The sequence below is a fragment of the Luteimonas salinilitoris genome (assembly GCF_041300785.1).
GTDB lineage: Bacteria > Pseudomonadota > Gammaproteobacteria > Xanthomonadales > Xanthomonadaceae > Luteimonas > Luteimonas salinilitoris.
On record NZ_JBFWIB010000016.1, the window covers coordinates 1 to 17,402 of the forward strand.

Annotated in this window: 20 protein-coding genes; 13 read left to right on the top strand and 7 right to left on the bottom strand. The window is 71.2% G+C overall.

What is annotated here, in order from left to right; all coding sequences use genetic code 11:
* Window positions 1-55: 55 nt before the first annotated feature.
* Window positions 56-1,126: a type III secretion system export apparatus subunit SctU gene (gene sctU / locus AB5T46_RS17515; protein ID WP_370565357.1), complete on the bottom strand. Its 1,071-nt coding sequence runs from the start codon at window positions 1,124-1,126 to the stop codon at window positions 56-58.
* Between the two features lie 225 nt (window positions 1,127-1,351).
* Here sctU and AB5T46_RS17520 point away from each other — a divergent pair, with 225 nt between their 5' ends.
* From AB5T46_RS17520 to plsB, 4 genes are all read left to right on the top strand, one after another.
* Entirely contained in the window at window positions 1,352-1,669 is a 318-nt protein-coding gene (locus AB5T46_RS17520; RefSeq protein ID WP_370565358.1) for a hypothetical protein, read from the top strand.
* A gap of 62 nt (window positions 1,670-1,731) precedes the next feature.
* Entirely contained in the window at window positions 1,732-2,412 is a 681-nt protein-coding gene (locus AB5T46_RS17525) for a hypothetical protein (protein WP_370565359.1), read from the top strand.
* Between the two features lie 118 nt (window positions 2,413-2,530).
* Window positions 2,531-3,430, top strand: coding sequence for a hypothetical protein (locus AB5T46_RS17530; protein ID WP_370565360.1), 900 nt, complete (start codon window positions 2,531-2,533; stop codon window positions 3,428-3,430).
* 57 nt (window positions 3,431-3,487) lie between these two features.
* Window positions 3,488-6,160 (top strand): glycerol-3-phosphate 1-O-acyltransferase PlsB, encoded by a 2,673-nt coding sequence (plsB, locus tag AB5T46_RS17535; protein WP_370565361.1) that lies wholly within the window; start codon window positions 3,488-3,490, stop codon window positions 6,158-6,160.
* A 138-nt stretch (window positions 6,161-6,298) separates the two neighbouring features.
* Here plsB and AB5T46_RS17540 read toward each other — a convergent pair whose 3' ends face one another.
* Window positions 6,299-6,505, bottom strand: coding sequence for a YdcH family protein (locus AB5T46_RS17540; protein WP_370565362.1), 207 nt, complete (start codon window positions 6,503-6,505; stop codon window positions 6,299-6,301).
* A gap of 59 nt (window positions 6,506-6,564) precedes the next feature.
* On the opposite strand from AB5T46_RS17540, the gene ttcA reads away from it, so the two are divergent.
* The 4 genes from ttcA to AB5T46_RS17560 all read left to right on the top strand — a co-directional run bounded on the left by ttcA (window position 6,565) and on the right by AB5T46_RS17560 (window position 9,996).
* On the top strand, window positions 6,565-7,482 hold the full coding sequence (gene ttcA, locus AB5T46_RS17545) for a tRNA 2-thiocytidine(32) synthetase TtcA (protein WP_370565363.1): 918 nt from the start codon (window positions 6,565-6,567) through the stop codon (window positions 7,480-7,482).
* A 105-nt stretch (window positions 7,483-7,587) separates the two neighbouring features.
* Complete coding sequence (locus AB5T46_RS17550) at window positions 7,588-8,493, top strand: recombination-associated protein RdgC (protein WP_370565364.1); 906 nt, start codon at window positions 7,588-7,590, stop codon at window positions 8,491-8,493.
* Between the two features lie 161 nt (window positions 8,494-8,654).
* A complete protein-coding gene (locus AB5T46_RS17555) occupies window positions 8,655-9,437 on the top strand; it encodes a M48 family metallopeptidase (protein ID WP_370565365.1) in 783 nt (260 codons plus the stop codon).
* Between the two features lie 55 nt (window positions 9,438-9,492).
* Window positions 9,493-9,996: a hypothetical protein gene (locus AB5T46_RS17560; RefSeq protein WP_370565366.1), complete on the top strand. Its 504-nt coding sequence runs from the start codon at window positions 9,493-9,495 to the stop codon at window positions 9,994-9,996.
* 240 nt (window positions 9,997-10,236) lie between these two features.
* On the opposite strand, the gene AB5T46_RS17565 is transcribed toward AB5T46_RS17560, so the two are convergent.
* On the bottom strand, window positions 10,237-11,100 hold the full coding sequence (locus AB5T46_RS17565; protein ID WP_370565367.1) for an alpha/beta fold hydrolase: 864 nt from the start codon (window positions 11,098-11,100) through the stop codon (window positions 10,237-10,239).
* Window positions 11,100-12,101: a ferrochelatase gene (gene hemH, locus AB5T46_RS17570; protein WP_370565368.1), complete on the bottom strand. Its 1,002-nt coding sequence runs from the start codon at window positions 12,099-12,101 to the stop codon at window positions 11,100-11,102. The genes AB5T46_RS17565 and hemH overlap by 1 nt, the downstream gene beginning before the upstream one ends.
* A 146-nt stretch (window positions 12,102-12,247) precedes the next feature.
* Between hemH and AB5T46_RS17575 the strand changes: the two genes are divergently transcribed.
* Window positions 12,248-13,132, top strand: a complete 885-nt coding sequence (locus AB5T46_RS17575; RefSeq protein WP_370565369.1) for a lipid-binding SYLF domain-containing protein — start codon at window positions 12,248-12,250, stop codon at window positions 13,130-13,132.
* Here AB5T46_RS17575 and AB5T46_RS17580 read toward each other — a convergent pair.
* The gene (locus AB5T46_RS17580; protein ID WP_370565370.1) at window positions 13,124-13,288 is read right to left on the bottom strand and encodes a hypothetical protein; all 165 of its coding nucleotides are present in this window, start codon (window positions 13,286-13,288) and stop codon (window positions 13,124-13,126) included. The two genes, AB5T46_RS17575 and AB5T46_RS17580, sit on opposite strands and share 9 nt — an antisense overlap.
* Here AB5T46_RS17580 and tatA point away from each other — a divergent pair.
* From tatA to AB5T46_RS17600, 4 genes are read left to right on the top strand one after another with little or no spacing between them, the layout of a single operon-like run.
* Window positions 13,272-13,517, top strand: coding sequence for a Sec-independent protein translocase subunit TatA (gene tatA, locus AB5T46_RS17585; protein ID WP_370565371.1), 246 nt, complete (start codon window positions 13,272-13,274; stop codon window positions 13,515-13,517). The two genes, AB5T46_RS17580 and tatA, sit on opposite strands and share 17 nt — an antisense overlap.
* A gap of 24 nt (window positions 13,518-13,541) precedes the next feature.
* Window positions 13,542-14,009, top strand: a complete 468-nt coding sequence (gene tatB / locus AB5T46_RS17590; protein ID WP_370565372.1) for a Sec-independent protein translocase protein TatB — start codon at window positions 13,542-13,544, stop codon at window positions 14,007-14,009.
* Entirely contained in the window at window positions 13,993-14,769 is a 777-nt protein-coding gene (gene tatC, locus AB5T46_RS17595) for a twin-arginine translocase subunit TatC (RefSeq protein WP_370565374.1), read from the top strand. The genes tatB and tatC overlap by 17 nt, the downstream gene beginning before the upstream one ends.
* Window positions 14,766-15,464 (top strand): RDD family protein, encoded by a 699-nt coding sequence (locus AB5T46_RS17600; protein WP_370565375.1) that lies wholly within the window; start codon window positions 14,766-14,768, stop codon window positions 15,462-15,464. The genes tatC and AB5T46_RS17600 overlap by 4 nt, the downstream gene beginning before the upstream one ends.
* 288 nt (window positions 15,465-15,752) lie before the next feature.
* On the opposite strand, the gene AB5T46_RS17605 is transcribed toward AB5T46_RS17600, so the two are convergent.
* Together AB5T46_RS17605 and AB5T46_RS17610 are read right to left on the bottom strand one after the other, a co-directional pair.
* Window positions 15,753-16,631 carry a BPSS1780 family membrane protein gene (locus AB5T46_RS17605; protein WP_370565376.1) on the bottom strand — a complete coding sequence of 293 codons (879 nt, stop codon included), beginning with the start codon at window positions 16,629-16,631 and terminating at the stop codon, window positions 15,753-15,755.
* On the bottom strand, window positions 16,594-17,379 hold the full coding sequence (locus AB5T46_RS17610; RefSeq protein WP_370565377.1) for a glutamine amidotransferase: 786 nt from the start codon (window positions 17,377-17,379) through the stop codon (window positions 16,594-16,596). The genes AB5T46_RS17605 and AB5T46_RS17610 overlap by 38 nt, the downstream gene beginning before the upstream one ends.
* Window positions 17,380-17,402: the final 23 nt, after the last annotated feature.

Here is a 17,402-nt window from a genome sequence, read left to right on the forward strand (position 1 = left end):
GGGGGGGGGGGGGGGTGATCCCCCCCCCCCCCTCCGCTCTACGGCGAGGCAGCGCTCAGATGCCGTCGCGGCCGCGGCGCACGCCCTCGGCCCAGTGCAGCACCTCGGCCACGGCCTCGAAGAACTCGTTGCCGATGTAGTCGTCGAGTTCCACCTTCTCGTTGAGCCCGCGCGCCAGCGGGATGTTCTGCAGGATCGGCACCCCCGCCTCCTCGGCGGCCTGCTTGATCATCTCGGCGAAGTGCCCTTCGCCCTTGGCCACCACCACCGGCAGCTCGGTCTCGCCGTGCTCGTACTGCAGGGCAATGGCGATGTGGGTGGGATTGGTCACGACCACGCTCGACTTGCGGACGGAGCTGAGCATGTTCTGCTGCGACCATTCCTGGTGCAACTGCTTGCGCCGCTGCTTGACGTAGGGGTCGCCCTCGTTCTCCTTGACCTCCTGCTTGATGTCGCGGCGGCTCATCTTCAGTTTCTTGATGTAGGATAACTTCTGGTACCAGACGTCGAGCGCCGAGACGAAGAAGAACACCGCCACCGTCCAGATCACGATCCACTTCAGCGCGTGCCAGATCGCCGATCCCATCGCCGCCGGCGTCATGTACGGCAGCTTCAGCAGGCCATCGAGCATGCCGCGCAGCACGACGTAGCCAATGCCGAGCAGCGCCGCGCTCTTGAGCACCGACTTGACCAGCTCGACCAGGTTGTCCATCGAGAACATCTTCTTGACGCCCTCGGCCGGGTTGAGCTTGTCCAGGTTCGGGGTGAGCTTCTTCATGCTCGCGATCGGCCCGACCTGCAGGAACTCGGTCACCGCCGCCAGCAGCATCGCCAGCAGCATCAGCGGCAGGGTCAGCCACAGCAGGGTCTGGAAGGCCAGGTAGCCGAGCCGCGGCAGGGTCTCGAAGAACGGCGCACCGACCGCCTCCAGGCTCTGGTCGAACAGCGCGCTGATGCGCGTGTGCATGAAGCCCATCAGCATCCAGGCGCCGGCGATCCAGCCCAGCACCAGCACGGTGCTGGTCAGCTCCTTGCTCTTGGCGACGTTGCCTTCCTTGCGTGCGTCGCGGATTTTTTTCGGCGTCGGCTTTTCGGTCTTGTCGGCGCCCTGGTCCTTCTCTGCCATCCGTGCGTACCCGCATTGCCGCGACGTCGGCGCGAGGCTAGCATGGCGCGGCTGCGCCGCCGACGCCGGCGCAGCCGCGCGATCGATGCTGAACAGCGCCCGGATGCCGACGCCGGACCTAGGGTTGCCCCGGGGTGACAGTGGCGCGGCAGCCTCGTTACATTGCCGGCAACGCCGCGAAAACGGCCCGTTCCGCGTTCCGCACACCAGGATATTTCGCCGCACATGAGCAGCATCGGTTCCGATCCGCACCTCAACGTCACCGGTCTCGGCCGGCTGGGCGGGCAGGGTGCGCTCGACGACCTGCAGCGGCAGCAGGCACCGCAGCAGGCGCCGGACGTCGCACGCGAGGCGTTGCGGGCCGATCCGGCCGCCGCGACCGACCCCGGCGAGCAGGTGCTCGCCGCCAGCGCCTGGGACGACATCGATCCCGGTGCGCGCCTGCTGGCCGGCGATCTCGGCTTCGAGAACGGCCTTGGCGCACTCGACCTGTCGCAGGCCGCCGACCACGCCACCGACGCGATCCTCGACGCCCTTGCCTAACCGCTTCCGCGCGGCATGCCCGCCGCGCTAGAGTCCGAAGCCGTCCCCACCGCGGCGCCGTCATGACCGAAGCCGTGCCTTCCCCCGCCTCCCTGCGCTCCGCCGCCGACCGCCTGGTGTCGGCGCTGGCCGCGCATGGCGACGCCGAGTACCGCCTGACGGTGCTCAAGCGGCTGGCGCGGCGGCTCGGCGAGGAGCACTACCCGATGTTCCTGCGCCTGCTCGCGGTGGTCGCCGAGAGCGACGACGAGCGCGCCAAGCGGCTGCTGGCCGAGACCTTCGGCACCGCGTTGCGGCGCATGGACCTGCCCGGCGGCGCGCTGAGCTCCTGGGGCGCGACCCGGCTGCCGGACAACGTCACCCCGTTCTCCGCCGGCGCCCTGTCCGGGCAGTTCTTCGGCGCCACCCCGCGCCGGCTGCTCGGGCCGGTGGAATACCTCACCGTCTGGCACCTGCAGCGCACCCAGCGCACGCCGCTCGGCGCGCAGGCCTTCCGCAGTGCGCTGGCGCACCTGATCGCCCTGCTCAACCACAGCGAGGACGCGCGCAGCCTGTATCCGCAGAAGCTGGCGGCCGATGCCGAGAACGAGCTCGAGGGCGCCTACACCCGCGCTACCCGCGAACGGCTGGCGGCGGTGGCGGCGGCCTGGAAGGCCGGCCGGACGCCCGACGAGGTGGCGCAGGCGGCGCTCGATGCCGTCCCCGAACAGGCGCCCGGCGGCTGGGTGGTGCGCGACCTGTAGCCGGGAATGCATGACCGGCGGAGCGCCGGGGTCGCCTGCATCCGGCCGGCGTCGTCGCGACTTGCCGCGGCCAAAGTCCACGGCCAAGATGCTGTCTGCGTCCCGGGAAGTACGCACCATGTCCGCAACCGTCCGCCTGCTGCTGCTGGCCGCGGCATTGGCCTGCGCCGCCATTGCCTGCAAGCGCGAGCCGCCCGCCGCCGCTGCGCCCGCGACCGCCGCCCGCCCGGTCGACGCGGTGCGGCTGCCGGCGCGGCACCTGCACGACGACGATCTGGTGGCATTCGCCCGTGCCGCGGTTCCGCCGGGCCTGTACACGCGACTCCAGGCGGCGTGGAAGAACGGCAGCCGCTGGCCACTGGACGAACTGCCGCTGCACGAGCAACTGCCGAACCTGCTGGCAACACTGGCCGAAGAGGGCTCGGAAGCCCGGCTGCGCCAGACCTTCCGCAGCCAGTTCGCCGGCGCCGATGGCGAGCTGCGCGGCGCGATGGAGACGTTGAGCCTGTTCGCCATGCATTACGTGCAGAACGACGAGACCCTGGACGAGGACGAACGCGAACGCCGGATGCAGCTGATCGAGGCGCTCGGCCGCTGGGGCCTGGACGCGCCGCTGGCCGATCCCGCGCGCGCGGATGCGGCGATCGCGGGGTTGGCGGCAGCCGCTCGCGCCACCGGCCTGCACGACGAGGAGGCCTTCGCCGCCGCCGGCATGGAGGACACCCTGCGCCGGCTGTCGCCGTTCCTGGCGGAGGTCAAGCGGGTGCTCGCCGATTACGGCCTGGACGTGGACGCTTCGCTGTCCGGCGCCGACATCGGCCTCGAGCGCCAGACCGGCGACAGCGCCCTGCTGCGGGTGCGCTACGAGGTGGCCGGGCATCCGGTGGACACCCGGATCGGCGTCGAGCGCCATGACGGCCGCTGGTACCGCAGCGACTATCTGCGGCACGCCGAAGCCAGTGCCGGCACGCCTGCGTCGCGGGCGCCGCCGCAGGCGCCGCAGGCCGACGGGACCTGAGGGCCCCCGCAGGTCCCGGCCCCGGTGGCGCCCCCTGCTGGGCGATAATGCCGCCCTATGCCGCAGCAACCCGACCAGTCCCCCCTGCCTTTCCCCGAGGCTTCCGGCCGCGCCGACACGCCGGCGGCGCCATCCGCTGCGCCCGGTGCCGAGGCCGGGACCGGCGGCTCCGGGCCGGCACCGCGGCCACCCGGCCGTGTCCGCGCGCCGCGCGCGCCCAGGCCGCCGTTGTGGGCGCGCATGCTGGGCCGGCTGCTGGCGCCGTGGATCGGGCTGAAGATCGAGCCGCCGGAGCCGGAGCAGTTCGTCGACCGGCGCCCGGTCTGCTATGTGCTCGAGGACTACGGCCTTTCCAACGCCCTGATCCTCGATCGCGCCTGCCGCAGCGCCGGCATGCCCTCGCCGCTGCAGCCGCTGCCGGGCGATCCGCTCGGCCGCAAGCGCGCCTACGTGGCGCTGTCGCGGCGCAACGCCGGCAGCGCCCTCAACGCGCTGGCACCGGGCAAGCGGTCGCCGCAGAAGACCCATTCCGAATCGCTGGCCCGGCTGCTGGAGGCGCACCGCGCCGATCCGGCCCTGGACGTGCAGCTGCTACCGGTCTCGATCTTCGTCGGCCGTTCGCCGGACAAGGCCAGCGGCTGGTTCTCGGTGCTGTTCTCGGAAAACTGGGCGCTGGTCGGCCGCTTCCGCCGGCTATTGGCCATCCTGCTCAACGGCCGCGACACCCTGGTGCGCTTCGCCGCGCCGGTCGACCTGCGCGCCAGCATCGCCGAGGACCTGACTCCCGAGCGCACCGTGCGCAAGGTCTCGCGGGTGCTGCGCACGCATTTCAACCGCATCCGCGAGGCGGTGATCGGGCCGGACCTGTCGACCCGCCGGCTGCTGGTCGACAAGGTGCTGTCGGCCTCGGCGGTCAAGGACGCGATCGCCGACCAGGCGCGCCGCGACGACAGCAAGCCCGAGGATGCCTGGAAGAAGGCCTACGGCTACGCCTACGAGATCGCCGCCGACTATTCGCACCCGGTGGTGCGCTCGGCCAGCTTCCTGCTGACCACGGTCTGGAACCGGATCTTCCGCGGCGTGCTGGTGCACCACCTCGACGCGCTGAAGGCGGCCGCGCCCGGACACGAGATCGTCTACGTGCCCAGCCACCGCAGCCACATGGACTACCTGCTGCTGTCCTACCTGCTGTACACGAAGGGCATCGTGCCGCCGCACATCGTCGCCGGCATCAACCTCAACCTGCCGGTGATCGGCACCCTGCTGCGCAAGGGCGGCGCGTTCTTCATCCGCCGCTCGATCCGCGGCAACGCGCTGTACTCGACGGTACTGGCCGAGTACGTCGCGCAGCTGGTCGCCGGCGGCTATTCGATCGAGTACTTCATCGAGGGCGGGCGCTCGCGCACCGGCCGTCTGCTGGCCCCCAAGGGCGGCATGGTGTCGATGACGGTGCGCGCGTTCCTGCGCCAGCCCACGCGCCCGGTGCTGTTCCAGCCGGTCTACATCGGCTATGAAAAGCTGATGGAGGGCACCAGCTATCTCGACGAACTGTCGGGCAAGACCAAGCCGAAGGAATCGATCTGGCAGCTGCTGTGGGGCATCCCCAAGGTGCTGCGCTCCAACTACGGCCAGGTGGTGGTGAACTTCGGCGAGGCGATCCCGCTGGCCGACATGCTGGCCACGCACGCCAGCGCCTGGGACGGCAAGCCGTTGCCGGACGAGGAGCGCCCGGACTGGCTGTCGCGCACGGTCGACGCCACCGCGCAGCGCATCCAGGAGCACATCAACCGCGCCGCCGACGTCAATCCGATCAACCTGCTGGCGCTGGCGCTGCTGTCCACGCCCAAGCACGCCATGGGCGAGTCCGACCTGCTGGCGCAGATCGCGCTGTCCAAGACCCTGCTGACCGAAGTGCCGTACAGCGACCTGGTGACGGTGACGCCGCATTCGCCGGCCGAGATCGTCGCCCATGGCGAGGAGATCGGCGCGCTCAACCGCGTCGCGCATCCGCTCGGCGACGTGTTCCGGGTCGACGACGACACCGCGGTGCTGCTCTCGTATTTCCGCAACAACGTGGTGCACCTGTACACCGCCTCGGCCTGGATCGCCTGCTGTTTCCTGCACAACCGCCGCATGAGCCACGCCAACCTGCTGCGGCTCGGGCGCGCGGTGTATCCGTTCCTGCAGGGCGAACTGTTCCTGCCCTGGGACGCGCACACGTTCGCCGAGCGCATCGACCGCACCATCGCGGTGTTCGTGCACGAAGGGCTGCTGAAGCGGGTCAGCGACGACGACGGCGGCATCTTCCAGCGCAACGCCGGCCAGACCGACGAGGTGTTCCGCCTGCGCGCGCTCGGCCATCCGCTGCAGCAGGCCTTCGAGCGCTACTACATCGCGATCTCGGTGCTGGCCAAGAACGGCCCCGGCACCCTCGGCGCCGGTGAGCTCGAGGGCCTGTGCCAGCTGGCCGCGCAGCGCCTGAGCCTGCTGTACGCGCCGGCCGCGCCGGAGTTCTTCGACAAGTCGCTGTTCCGCGGCTTCATCCGCAAGCTGCGCGAGCTGGAGCTGGTGAAGCTGGACGGCAACAGCAAGCTCACCTTCGACCAGCGACTCGACGCCTGGGCGCGCGACGCCAAGATCATCCTCGGCCGCGAGCTGCGCCACACCATCGAGAAGGTGAGCCCGGAAGCGGTGAAACCGGCCTCGGAGCCGCAGCCCGCCGCGGATTGACCGCCTCCGCGCCGGCGACCGCCGCTTCGTAGAGCGGAGCTTGCTCCGCTACGCGGACTCCGGAGCCCGACCTCTGTAGAGCCGAGCTTGCTCGGCTGCGCGGTCTCCGGAGCCGGAAGCAGCGGAGCAAGCTCCGCTCTACGCCGGTTCGTCGGGGATCAGCGCCGATTCCAGCCGCGAGATCGCGTCCTTCAGCTGCAGCTTGCGCTTCTTCATGCGCTTGACCGCCAGGTCGTCGTCGCCGCGGTCGGCCTGCAACCGGCCGATGGCGAGATCGAGGTCGCGGTGCTCGAGCCGGAGTTCGGTGAGCTTGCGGGAGACTTCGGCGGGATCGACGGGATGCATCGTGATCGCAGCTTAACGCTCGCCGGGCGCGCCGTCACCGCGGCCGCAGCCGGTAGACTATGCGTACGATGAGCAACGTCCTGCCCCTGCCCGAACCCGCACCGCGCCACGATCGCAACGCTGCGCACCAGGCCGAGCGGCTGGCCAGGCGCCTGCGCCACCAGGCCGGCCGCGCGATCGCCGACTTCGGCATGATCGACGACGGCGACCGGGTGATGGTGTGCCTGTCCGGCGGCAAGGACAGCTACACCCTGCTCGACGTCCTGCTGCAGCTGCAGAGGAAAGCCCCGGTGTCGTTCTCGATCACCGCGGTCAATCTCGACCAGAAGCAACCGGGTTTTCCCGAACACGTGCTGCCCGACTACCTGCGTTCGATCGGCGTCGAGTACCGCATCCTCGAGCAGGACACCTACTCGGTGGTCACGCGGGTGGTGCCCGAGGGCAAGACGATGTGCGCGCTGTGCTCGCGCCTGCGCCGCGGCGCGCTGTACGGCTACGCCGCCGAGCACGGCTACACCAAGATCGCGCTCGGCCACCACCGCGACGACCTGGTGGCCACGTTCTTCCTCAACCTGTTCTTCCACGCCAGGCTCGGCGGCATGCCGCCGAAGCTGCTGTCCGACGACGGCAGGCACGTGGTGATCCGGCCGCTGGCCTACGTGCGCGAGGCCGACATCGCCGCCTATGCACAGGCGAAGGGGTTTCCGATCATCCCCTGCACCCTGTGCGGCTCGCAGGAGAACCTGCAGCGCAAGCAGATCGAGCGCATGCTCGCCGCCTGGGAACGCGAAACGCCCGGGCGGGTCGAGACCATCGCGCGCGCGCTCGGCGACGTCCGCCCGTCGCAGCTGAGCGATCCGAAGCTGTTCGACTTCCTTGCCCTGGGCTCCGGCGATGGCGCCGCATTGCCCGATGCGCATGCCTGGCCCGCGGACGAAACGCACCAGGATCGAACCGCCGCTCACGGCGGGCGCTGAGCATCCCGATAGCCCCGCAGATGTCACTCCCGTCCAGGCGGGAATGACACGAGCAGTGGCCCTTTTCCGAATCCCGAATCCCCATTCCCCATTCCCGGCCCTTAAATGTTCTTCAAAAACCTCACCCTGTTCCGCTTTCCCGCCACCATCGACCTGTCCGAACTCGACGCCGGCCTCGCCGAAACCCGGCTCAAGCCCGTCGGTCCGCTGGAGCTGTCCTCGCGCGGCTTCATCTCGCCGTTCGGCCGCGACGCCGAAGCGTTGTCGCACCGCATCGGCGATGCGCTGTGGCTGACGGTGGGCGGCGAGGACCGGCTGCTGCCGTCCGCCGTGGTCAACGATATGCTGGCCAAGAAGCTCGCCGAACTCGAGGAGCGGGAAGGCCGCAAGCCCGGCGGGCGCATGCGCAAGCGGATGAAGGAGGAACTGGTGCACGAGCTGCTGCCGCGCGCCTTCGTGCGGCCGTCGCGCACCGATGCGCTGCTCGATCTCGAGCACGGCGTCTGCGTGATCGACACCTCCAGCCGCAAGAACGCCGAAGCCGCGGTCTCGGAAATCCGCCGCGCGCTCGGCAGCTTCCCGGCGCTGCCGCTCAACGCCGAAGTGGCGCCGCGCTCGGTGCTGACCGGCTGGATCGCCGGCGAACCGTTGCCCGACAGCCTCAGCCTGGGCGAGGAATGCGAGCTGAAGGATGCCGCAGATCACGGCGCGGTCGTCAAATGCCAGCGCCAGGACCTGCAGTCGGACGAGATCACCCGGCATCTGGAGTCGGGCAAGCAGGTCACGCGCCTGGCGCTGACGCTCGACGACCACGTCTCGTTCGTGCTCGGCGAGGACCTGGTGATCCGCAAGCTGAAGTTCCTCGACGGCGCCGTCGACCAGTTGGAAAGCACCGAGCGCGAGGACCTCCGCGCCGAACTCGATGCGCGCTTCGCGCTGATGAGCGGCGAGTTCCGGCGCCTGTTCGCGGTGCTGGAACCGGCGCTGAAACTGTCGCGGGCCGATGCCTGAGGAAACGGGCGCTCATGTTTTCGCCCCCTCTCCCCCGCTTGCGGGAGGCGAGACGGCACTGCCTGCGCACCACTGGTGCGCGTGCCGTTGAGCGCCCCGCAAGCAGGGGAGAGCGAACAGCGTCTTTCCGCCTCCCGTCCCGTGTCCCATAGAATTTCCCCATGCCCCCCTCCCCGCGCCGCCTGATCGGTCCGCGTCCGCGCACGCTGCTGCGCGACCGCACCGCCGTGCATCTCGACGACGGCCGCGAGATCGAGATCGAGCGCGTGCGCGATTCGCGCGCGCGCCGGCTGCGCCTGACGGTGGGCGAGCGCGGCGCGCGCCTGACCCTGCCGCCACGGGCTAGCCTGATCTCGGGCCAGCGTTTCCTACACGAACACCGCGACTGGCTGGCGCAACAGCTGGCGGCGCAGGACACCGGCGGCGTGGTGGCGCTGGTCCGCGGCGACAGCGCGTTCCTGCCGTTGCGCGGCGAGTTGCTGCCGCTGTGCTGGAGCGAGGGCCGCTTTGCGCAGCTGCAAAGCAGCGGCGACGGCGTCGAATTCCGGCTGCCGGCGCGCGCCGGGACCCCGGCGATCCAGCGCACCCTGCGCGACTTCTACGAGGCACAGGCGCGCGCCGACATCGGGCGCTGGCTGCCGCGCTACCTGCCGGGGCTGCCGCGCGCGCCGGCGCGTATCCGGTTGCGGCCGATGTCGTCGCAGTGGGGATCGCTGGCGGCCAACGGCGTGCTGTCGCTGGACCTGTCGCTGGTGCTCGGTGCGCCGGCCGCCTTCGAATACGTGCTGGTGCACGAACTGTGCCACCTGGTCCACGCCGACCACTCGCCGGCGTTCTGGCGCGAGGTCGAGGCGCGTTGCCCCGACTGGCGCCTGCAGCGCGACTATTTCCATGCCGAGGGCCGGCGCCTGAAGGCGCGGCTGCACGCCCTGCTGTCCGGCTGAGCGGCCGGCTACCGTTGTCTGGAGCAACGGCGCGGCCGGACCGAGGACATCGAACATGCGAATCGGCGGGCCCACCCTGCGGCGCACCGCGCTGCTGCTGGCCGCGATCGGCGCCGTCGCGCTCGCTGGCTGCAGCCGCACGGGCGAGACCGTCGATGCCGCGATCGCCCGCAACGACGGCGACAGGCTCTCCACCACGGCAGCGGCGGTCGCGCCGATGCCCATGCGCCCGCGCGCCCCGCTGCCGCTGCCCGCCGACTTCCCCGAGGACGTCTACCTGCCTCCCGGCTACGACATCGACAGCGTGCTCGACATGGATGGCGCCCTGGTCCTGAGCCTGCGCGCCCCGGGCCGGATCGTCGCCCTGTTCGCCGAGGCGCGCAGCGCGATGACACATCTGGGTTGGCGGCAGACACTGTCGCGGCAGGACAGCGACGGCAGCGCCATGCTCGCCTTCGAAAAGGGCCCGCGCGCCGCGGTGTTCTCGTTCGGCCGCGACCCCGATGCCGGCGGCGCGGTGATCGGCCTGCAGCTGCGCGACCGGCTGCCGGGGAACTAGAAACGAGTGAAGAGAAACGAGGAACGAGTGGGACAACGTTGTCGGAGCGGCGAGGCATACCGCTGCCGGGAAGTCGCGGCTGCGCCGGCGGCCGGTCGCGACTTCTCTCGCTCCCACAGGACTGTCGCTTCTACTAAGGAGTACGGCCAAGACAATTCGGGTGGCTGCACGCCCGCAAGGGTGTGCTCACCCACTCGTTGCTCGTTCCTCTTCACTCGTTCCTAAGCTCTCCGCCGGCGTTCAGGCGCCGGCCGCGGCGGCGCGTGGGCCCAGGAAGTCGCCGATCGCGGCGGCGACCGCCGCCGGATCCTCCATGTGCAGGTGATGGCTGCCCGGCACCACGACCAGTTCGCCCCGCGGCAGCAGCCGCGCCCGCCGGCTGCGCTCGGGTTCGGGCAGGTAGGGCTGCGGCGGGTCGGCGTAGATCACCCGGGTCGGACAGGCGATGCCGGCGACCAGGTCGTCGATCTGGGCATCGATCATGCGCACCGGGGTCGGCAGGGTCAGGCGCGGATCGCTGCTCCAGACGTGGCCGCCGTCGACCGCCAGCAGGCCGCGTTCGACCAGCAGCCGCGCGACCGGCTCGCTGAGCCCGTTGGCCTGCATGCGGGCGCGGATCGCCGGCGCCGGATCGACGAACAGCCGCAACCGCTTGCCGCGCAGCGCGCGGGTGGCGGCCACCGCCTCGCGCAGGCGCACGGCGGTGCGCGCCGGATCCTCCGGCAGCGCGCCCAGCGCCTCGATCGCGAGCAGGCGCTCGATCCGCTGCGGGCAGCCGGCGGCGACCAGGCTGGCGATGCCGGCGCCCATCGAATGCCCGAGCAGGGCGAAGCGCTCCCAGCCCAGGGCGTCGGCCACGTCGAGCACGCTGTGCAGCGCACCGGGGAACGAATAGTCGGTCCCGGGCGGCAGATGCGCGCTGCGCCCGTGCCCGGGCAGGTCCGGCGCCACCAGGTCCAGGTGCGCCAGGTACGGCGCCAGCGGCAGGAAACTGGCGGCGTTGTCGAGCCAGCCGTGCAATGCCAGCACCCGCGGCGCGCCGGTGTTGCCGTTGCGCAGGCCGGCGATGCGGCCGCAGGCGATGCCGACCTCGAATTCCCGCATCAGTCGCGTTCCGCCAGCGCCCGCCGCGCCAGCGCCGCCAGCGCGCCGGCGTGTTCCGGCGCAGCGTTGAGGCAGGGGATGTAGCGCAGCGCGTCGCCGCCATGCGCGCGGAACAGTTCGGCATTCTGCTGCGCAATCTCCTCCAGCGTCTCCAGGCAGTCGACCGCGAAGCCGGGGCAGATCACGTCGACCCGCTTCACGCCCGCTTCGGCCAGCGCGAGCAGGGTCCGGTCGGTGTACGGCCGCAGCCACGGCTCACGGCCGAAGCGCGACTGGAACGCCAGCAGCCAGTCCTCGTCGCGCAGCCCGAGCGCGTCGGCGATCGCGGCGACGCTGGCGCGGCTCTGCGCCTGGTAGGGATCGCCGGCGTCGACCAGCCGCTGCGGAATGCCGTGGAACGAGAACAGCAGGCGCTCGCCGCGCCCGTGCGTCTCCCAGTGCGCGTGCACCGAGTCCGCCACCGCCGCCACCCAGCCGGCATCGTCGTGGTAGTCGGGCACCACCTGCACGTCGACGCCGTCGACCGTGGCGGCAACGTCGGCCACCGAGGCGGTGGTGGTGGTCGAGTACTGCGGATACAGCGGAAGCACCAGCACCCGGCGCGCGCCGGCGTCGCGCAGCGCTCGCAGGCCCGCCGCCAACGCCGGCTCGCCGTAGCGCATCGCGTGCGCCACGCGCAGCTCCGGCAGCCGCCGCTGCACCGCCTGCGCCAGGCGCGCGGTGTAGACCGCCAGCGGCGAGCCGTCCTTCATCCAGACCTTGGCGTACAGCTTCGCCACCCGCGGCGCGCGCAACGGCAGGATCACGAAATGCAGGAGCGGCCACCACAGCCAGCGGGTCAGCGCCACCACCCGGCGGTCGGACAGGAACTCGGCGAGGTAACGGCGCACCGCCGCCGCCGTCGGCGCCGCCGGCGTGCCCAGGTTCACGAGCAGCAACGCCTGTTCCGGACCGGTTGCCGGCGCAGTGTCGATGGCGGGAGGATGAACGGGCGCGGTCATCGGCATAGGATGACAGGCGCGAGCGGCGCCTGTCAGCGAGACGACGGCTCACCGGCGATTCATTGCCCCGGCCCTAGCCTGAACTTTGCACCGCCGCGCATGGTCCCTCTTCCATCGCCCGATCCTTCGACCTTCGGAGCTCCCACATGCCCCTGCCGTCCCGTCGTACGCCCGTCCCGCGCCTGATGCTGCTCGCCACCCTGGCGGCGCTGGCGCTGACGGCCGCCGCCAACGCCTTCGCCGGCCCGCAGGAGGATGCGCGCGCGCGCAACGCGGTGCGCGTATTGACGGAGATCCAGGCGATCCCGGAGAGCGCCATCCCCGACAAGCTGCTCGACGAGGCGCGCGCGATCGTGGTGGTGCCCGACACCATCAAGGCCGGGCTGGTGATCGGCGGGCGTCGCGGCCACGGCATGATGTCGGTCAGGAGCCCCGACGGTACCTGGTCGCAGCCGGTCTTCGTCACCCTGACCGGCGGCAGCATCGGCTTCCAGGTCGGGGTGCAGTCGGCGGACGTGGTGCTGGTGTTCCGCAACGACCGCAGCCTGGAATCGCTGGTCAACGGCAAGTTCACCCTCGGCGCCGATGCCGGCGTCGCCGCCGGCCCGCTCGGCCGCAATGCCTCCACCGCCACCGACGGCCAGCTACAGGCCGAGATCTGGTCGTGGTCGCGCGCGCGCGGCCTGTTCGCCGGCGTCGCCCTTGATGGCGCGGTGCTGAGCATCGACGATGCGGCCAACCGGGCCGTCTACGGCCAGGGCATCACCCCGCGGATGATCTTCGAGGGCCGCGTGCCGCAGCCGCCTTCCAACGCCGTGGTCGATTTCCGCGACCGCCTCGAGGAGGCCACCGCCATCGCCCGCGCCAACCGCGGCACCGGCGGCGTGCCGGTGGCGCCGGGCCCGGTGATCCCGCCTGCCGGCACCGAGGCATTGCCGTTGCCGCCGCCGGCCGACGCGCCCATGCCGCAGCCGTTCGAGCCGGTGCCCGAGGGCGAAATCCGTAGCGAGCCGCTCGACGATTCACCATAACCGGACCTGTCCGGCGACGGCGGGTTCCGGGCGCTCCGTCGCAACGTTGCCGGCGGCGCGCGCATTCATCGCCAACGCGACCGCATCCGGCAGCACGGCTGCGGTATCCTGAGCCTCTTTCCAAATTTTCGGGCACCCCATGGGCAGTTTCAGCATCTGGCATTGGATCATCGTGCTGGTGGTCGTGCTGCTGGTCTTCGGCACCAAGCGCCTGCGCGGCGCCGGGCGCGATCTCGGCGAGGCGATCAAGGGCTTCAAGAAGGGCGTGAAAGACGCCGATAGCGACGAGGACAAGCCGTCGGCGCAGCTGGAGGACCACAACCGCGACAGCGACGACGCGGCCGCCCGCGAGAAGCAGCGGCACGACGACAAGACCCCGCGCTGACGCCGCGTCCCGCGGCGCCCGGCCATGTTCGATATCGGCTTCAGCGAGATTTTCTTCATCGCGATCGTGGCGCTGATCGTGCTCGGCCCGGAGCGGCTGCCGAAGGCTGCGCGCTTCGTCGGCCTGTGGGTGCGTCGCGGGCGCGCGCAGTGGCATTCGGTGAAGTCGGAACTGGAAAGCGAACTGGCCGCCGAGGAACTCAAGCGCAGCCTGCACGACGCCGAGGGGGCCATGCGCGAGGTCGACAGCTCGATGCGCGGCGTCGGTGACGACGTGAAGCGCGAGGTCGACGCGGTGCGCGATTCGGTGCGGGAGACCGCGCGCGAGGTCGAGGCCGGCATCGCCGATCCCGACGCGATCGCCGAGGCCGACACCGACGAGACCCCCGTTCACGACGACGGCGGGCAGGTTGCCGACGACGACGAAGACCCCGACGCACCGCAGGCAGGATCCGGCACCCCCGACGACCACGACGATGTCCAACGACGCTGACAGCGCCACCGACAGCAGCCTGCTCGACCACCTGGTCGAACTGCGCTCGCGCCTGATGCGCGCGATCGCCGGCGTGGTGCTGGTGCTGCTAGGCCTGCTGCCGTTCGCCAACCGCCTTTACGGCCAGCTGGCGCAGCCGTTGCTGGACAAGCTGCCGGAAGGCGCGCACCTGATCGCGGTCGAGGTCGCCTCGCCGTTCTTCGCGCCGCTCAAGCTGGCGCTCTTCATCGCCGTCGTCACCACCATGCCGTGGCTGCTGTACCAGCTGTGGGCGTTCGTGGCGCCGGGCCTGTACCGGCGCGAGAAGCGGCTGGCGATGCCGCTGCTGGTCTCGGCGGTGCTGCTGTTCTACATCGGCTGCGCGTTCGCGTTCTTCCTGGTGCTGCCGGCGGTGTTCGGCTTCCTCACCAGCGTCACGCCCGAAGGCGTGGCGATGATGACCGACATCCATGCCTACCTGAACTTCGTGCTGGTGATCTTCCTCGCCTTCGGCCTGAGCTTCGAGCTGCCGGTGGCGCTGGTGATCCTGTCGCTGCTGGGCTGGGTGACGCCCACGCAGCTGCGCGAGTGGCGCGGCTACGCGATCGTCGGCATGTTCGTCCTGGCGGCGGTGATCACCCCGCCGGACGTGATCTCGCAGCTGATGCTGGCGATCCCGATGTACCTGCTGTACGAGGCCGGCATCGTCGCCGCACGGCTGCTGGTGTCGAAGCCGCAGGACGACCGCGGCGGCGACGAAGCCGACCGCCCGCGGCCGTGACCGCGCCGGCGGCGGCCGGCTTCTGGCAACGCTATGCGGCATGGTCGCTGGACGCCGCACTGGTCGCGGTCCCGGTGCTGCTGTTCGGCTGGCCTCGTCTCCTTGCGGGCTCCGAGCGGATCGTCGCGTCATTCGCGCGGCTCGCCGATGCCGTCGCCGCGGCGCTGGTGGCCGCGCTGGCCGCGCCGGGAGCGCTACTGGGAGGCCTGCTGCAGGCCATCGCAGACCCGCGCCTGCAGGCCGCGGCACACATGCTGACCGATGCCGTGGCCGCCACGCTGGCGCCGCCGCTGGCCGCGTTCGTCGTCCTCGGCCTGCTCTACCACGTCGCCTGCGAGGCCGCGCCCGGGCAGGCGACGGCCGGCAAGCGTGCGCTGGGCCTGCAGGTGGTGGACGAGAGCGGCGGCCGCGTGAGCGTGGCGCGCGCCCTGCTGCGCCATGTCGCCGGCGCGCTGTCCTGGCTGACGCTCAACCTCGGCCACGTCCTGGCCGCGCTGCCACCGCAGCGGCGGGCGCTGCACGACCGCATCGCCGGCGCCATGGTCCTGCAGGCCGGCGATGCGACACCGCGGCTGCCGCGCTGGGCGCGCGCCTGGATCGCGGCGCAGGCGGTCGCCGGCGGCGCCACGGCGCTGTGGCTATTGGCGGCGATGCAGACCGTGCTGCAGGCCGCCGTCGAACGCGCGCTGGGCTGAAGCAGCCGATCGTCTTTCGTAGCAGCACGCCATGTCCGCGATGAAGCGCCCACGCGATCTCGAGGGCCGGCGCGGCGCCCCGGTGCGGGACCGTCGACGCCATGGATGGCGTCGACGAGCCTCCATGGACGGATTCACGGCGTGTCCCGCACCGGGGCGCCGTGCCGGACCGCCCGCGATGCATCCGCCGCTCTTCACCCGCCGCCCGCCGCGCACTGGCTTTCCGCGATTCCGGCGACCGCGTCGCCTCCTCGCCGGAAGAAACAGCGGGCCGCGCCTGCGGTTTCCTCAGACTTCAATGCCGGACGGCGGCGGCGCAGCGGCGGCGGTTCCGGTCCCGTCCCCGGGCAGCAACTGCTTCCAGGCGCGGTAGGTCGCGCCCATCATCACCGGCAGCAGCACCGCCATCAGCAGCAGTTGCGACACGAACTGCATCGCCGTCGGCCCGGCGGCCACGCGGGCGATGATCGCGACCAGCTGTGCGCCGAGGCTGACCAGGAACGCGATGATGATCAGCAGCACGAAGAACACGAGCATCGCCGGGATGTTGCGCACGCAGGCGCGGAAGCTGCGCTTCATCGACGCGAACGCACCGCGGTTCTCCAGCATGATCTGCGGCGTGGCGACGAAGGTGAAGAAGTAGGTCACCACGCCGAGCACGAACACCGTCAGCAGCCACAGCAGGAAGGCGCCCACCGGCAGTTCCTGGAACAGTGCGGGATCGGGATTGGCCTGGCCCTCGACCTGCTCGAGCACGGCGATCGCTTCCTGCAGCTGCGCCGGCCCCACCATCACCACCAGCAGCAGCACGGCGACGATCCCGAGCGCCACCTGCGGCAGCAGCAGCGCCACCAGGCGCAGCGCCTTGCCCTCGCGAAACCCTTGCAGCAAATGACCGGGCTGTGCCTGGCGCCCGCTCTCGACCTCGTGCACGGCGTGGATGAAACCGCCCATCAGCACCGGCCCGAGCAGCACCAGCAGCACCTGCAGGGCGAAGAACATGCCGATATTACTCTCCGCGAACAGCATCGGCACCGCGCTCAGCAGGCCGAAGATCGCCCCCAGCACTCCCAATCCCAGCGGCGAGCGCCGCAGCAGCGAGAATCCCGCCAGCAACCATTCCGCGCCGCTACCCGCCGACGCCTTCCTTGCTTCCGTCATCGTCATGTCCCCGATCGGTCAGAATCGTTGCCAGTGTACGCGCCCGCCGCGCGAAGCGCCGCAGCAGGCGGCGCGCCTGCGGCGCGGCCCGCACCGCCGCGGCCAGGCGCTCCGGATCGGCGCCTTCGCGTCGCAGCAGGTCGGCGCGGGCGCGGATGTAGCCGCGCATGTGCAGGGCGCTGAACTCGGGATGGAACTGCACCCCCCAGACGCGATCGCGCCAGCGGAACGCATGGCAGGGATCGTGCCCGGCCGTCGCCAGCACCACCGCATCCGGCGGCGCGCGCAGCACGCTCTGCAGGTGCGTGACCTGCGCGGCGAAGCGCGCCGGCAGCGCCGCGAACAGCGGGTCCTCGTGCGCGGCCGTGGTGCACGCGACCTCCACCGTGCCCATCGTGCGCCCACCCGGACTGTCGCCGACGGTGCCGCCGAGCGCATGCGCGATCAGCTGGTGGCCGTAGCAGATGCCGAACAGCGGCAGCCCGGCCTGCGCAGCGTCGCGCAGCCAGGCGGCGGCATGCTCGCTCCAGTCCAGGCGCTCGGTGACCATCGCCGCCGAACCGCTGACGATGACGCCGGAAAAGCCCGCGCACGCCGGCAGCGCGTCGCCCGCTTCCACGTTCACCGCCACCGCTTCGCGACGCCCCAGCCCGGCCGCGACCCGGATCCAGTGCGCGAAATCGCCGTGCCGGCGCAGGGGCGCGACGGGTTGGCCGGCATCGATGATCAGCAGGGGCGGGATGGCGTGGGGCATGGGAGCAAGAGTGAGGAGTGAGG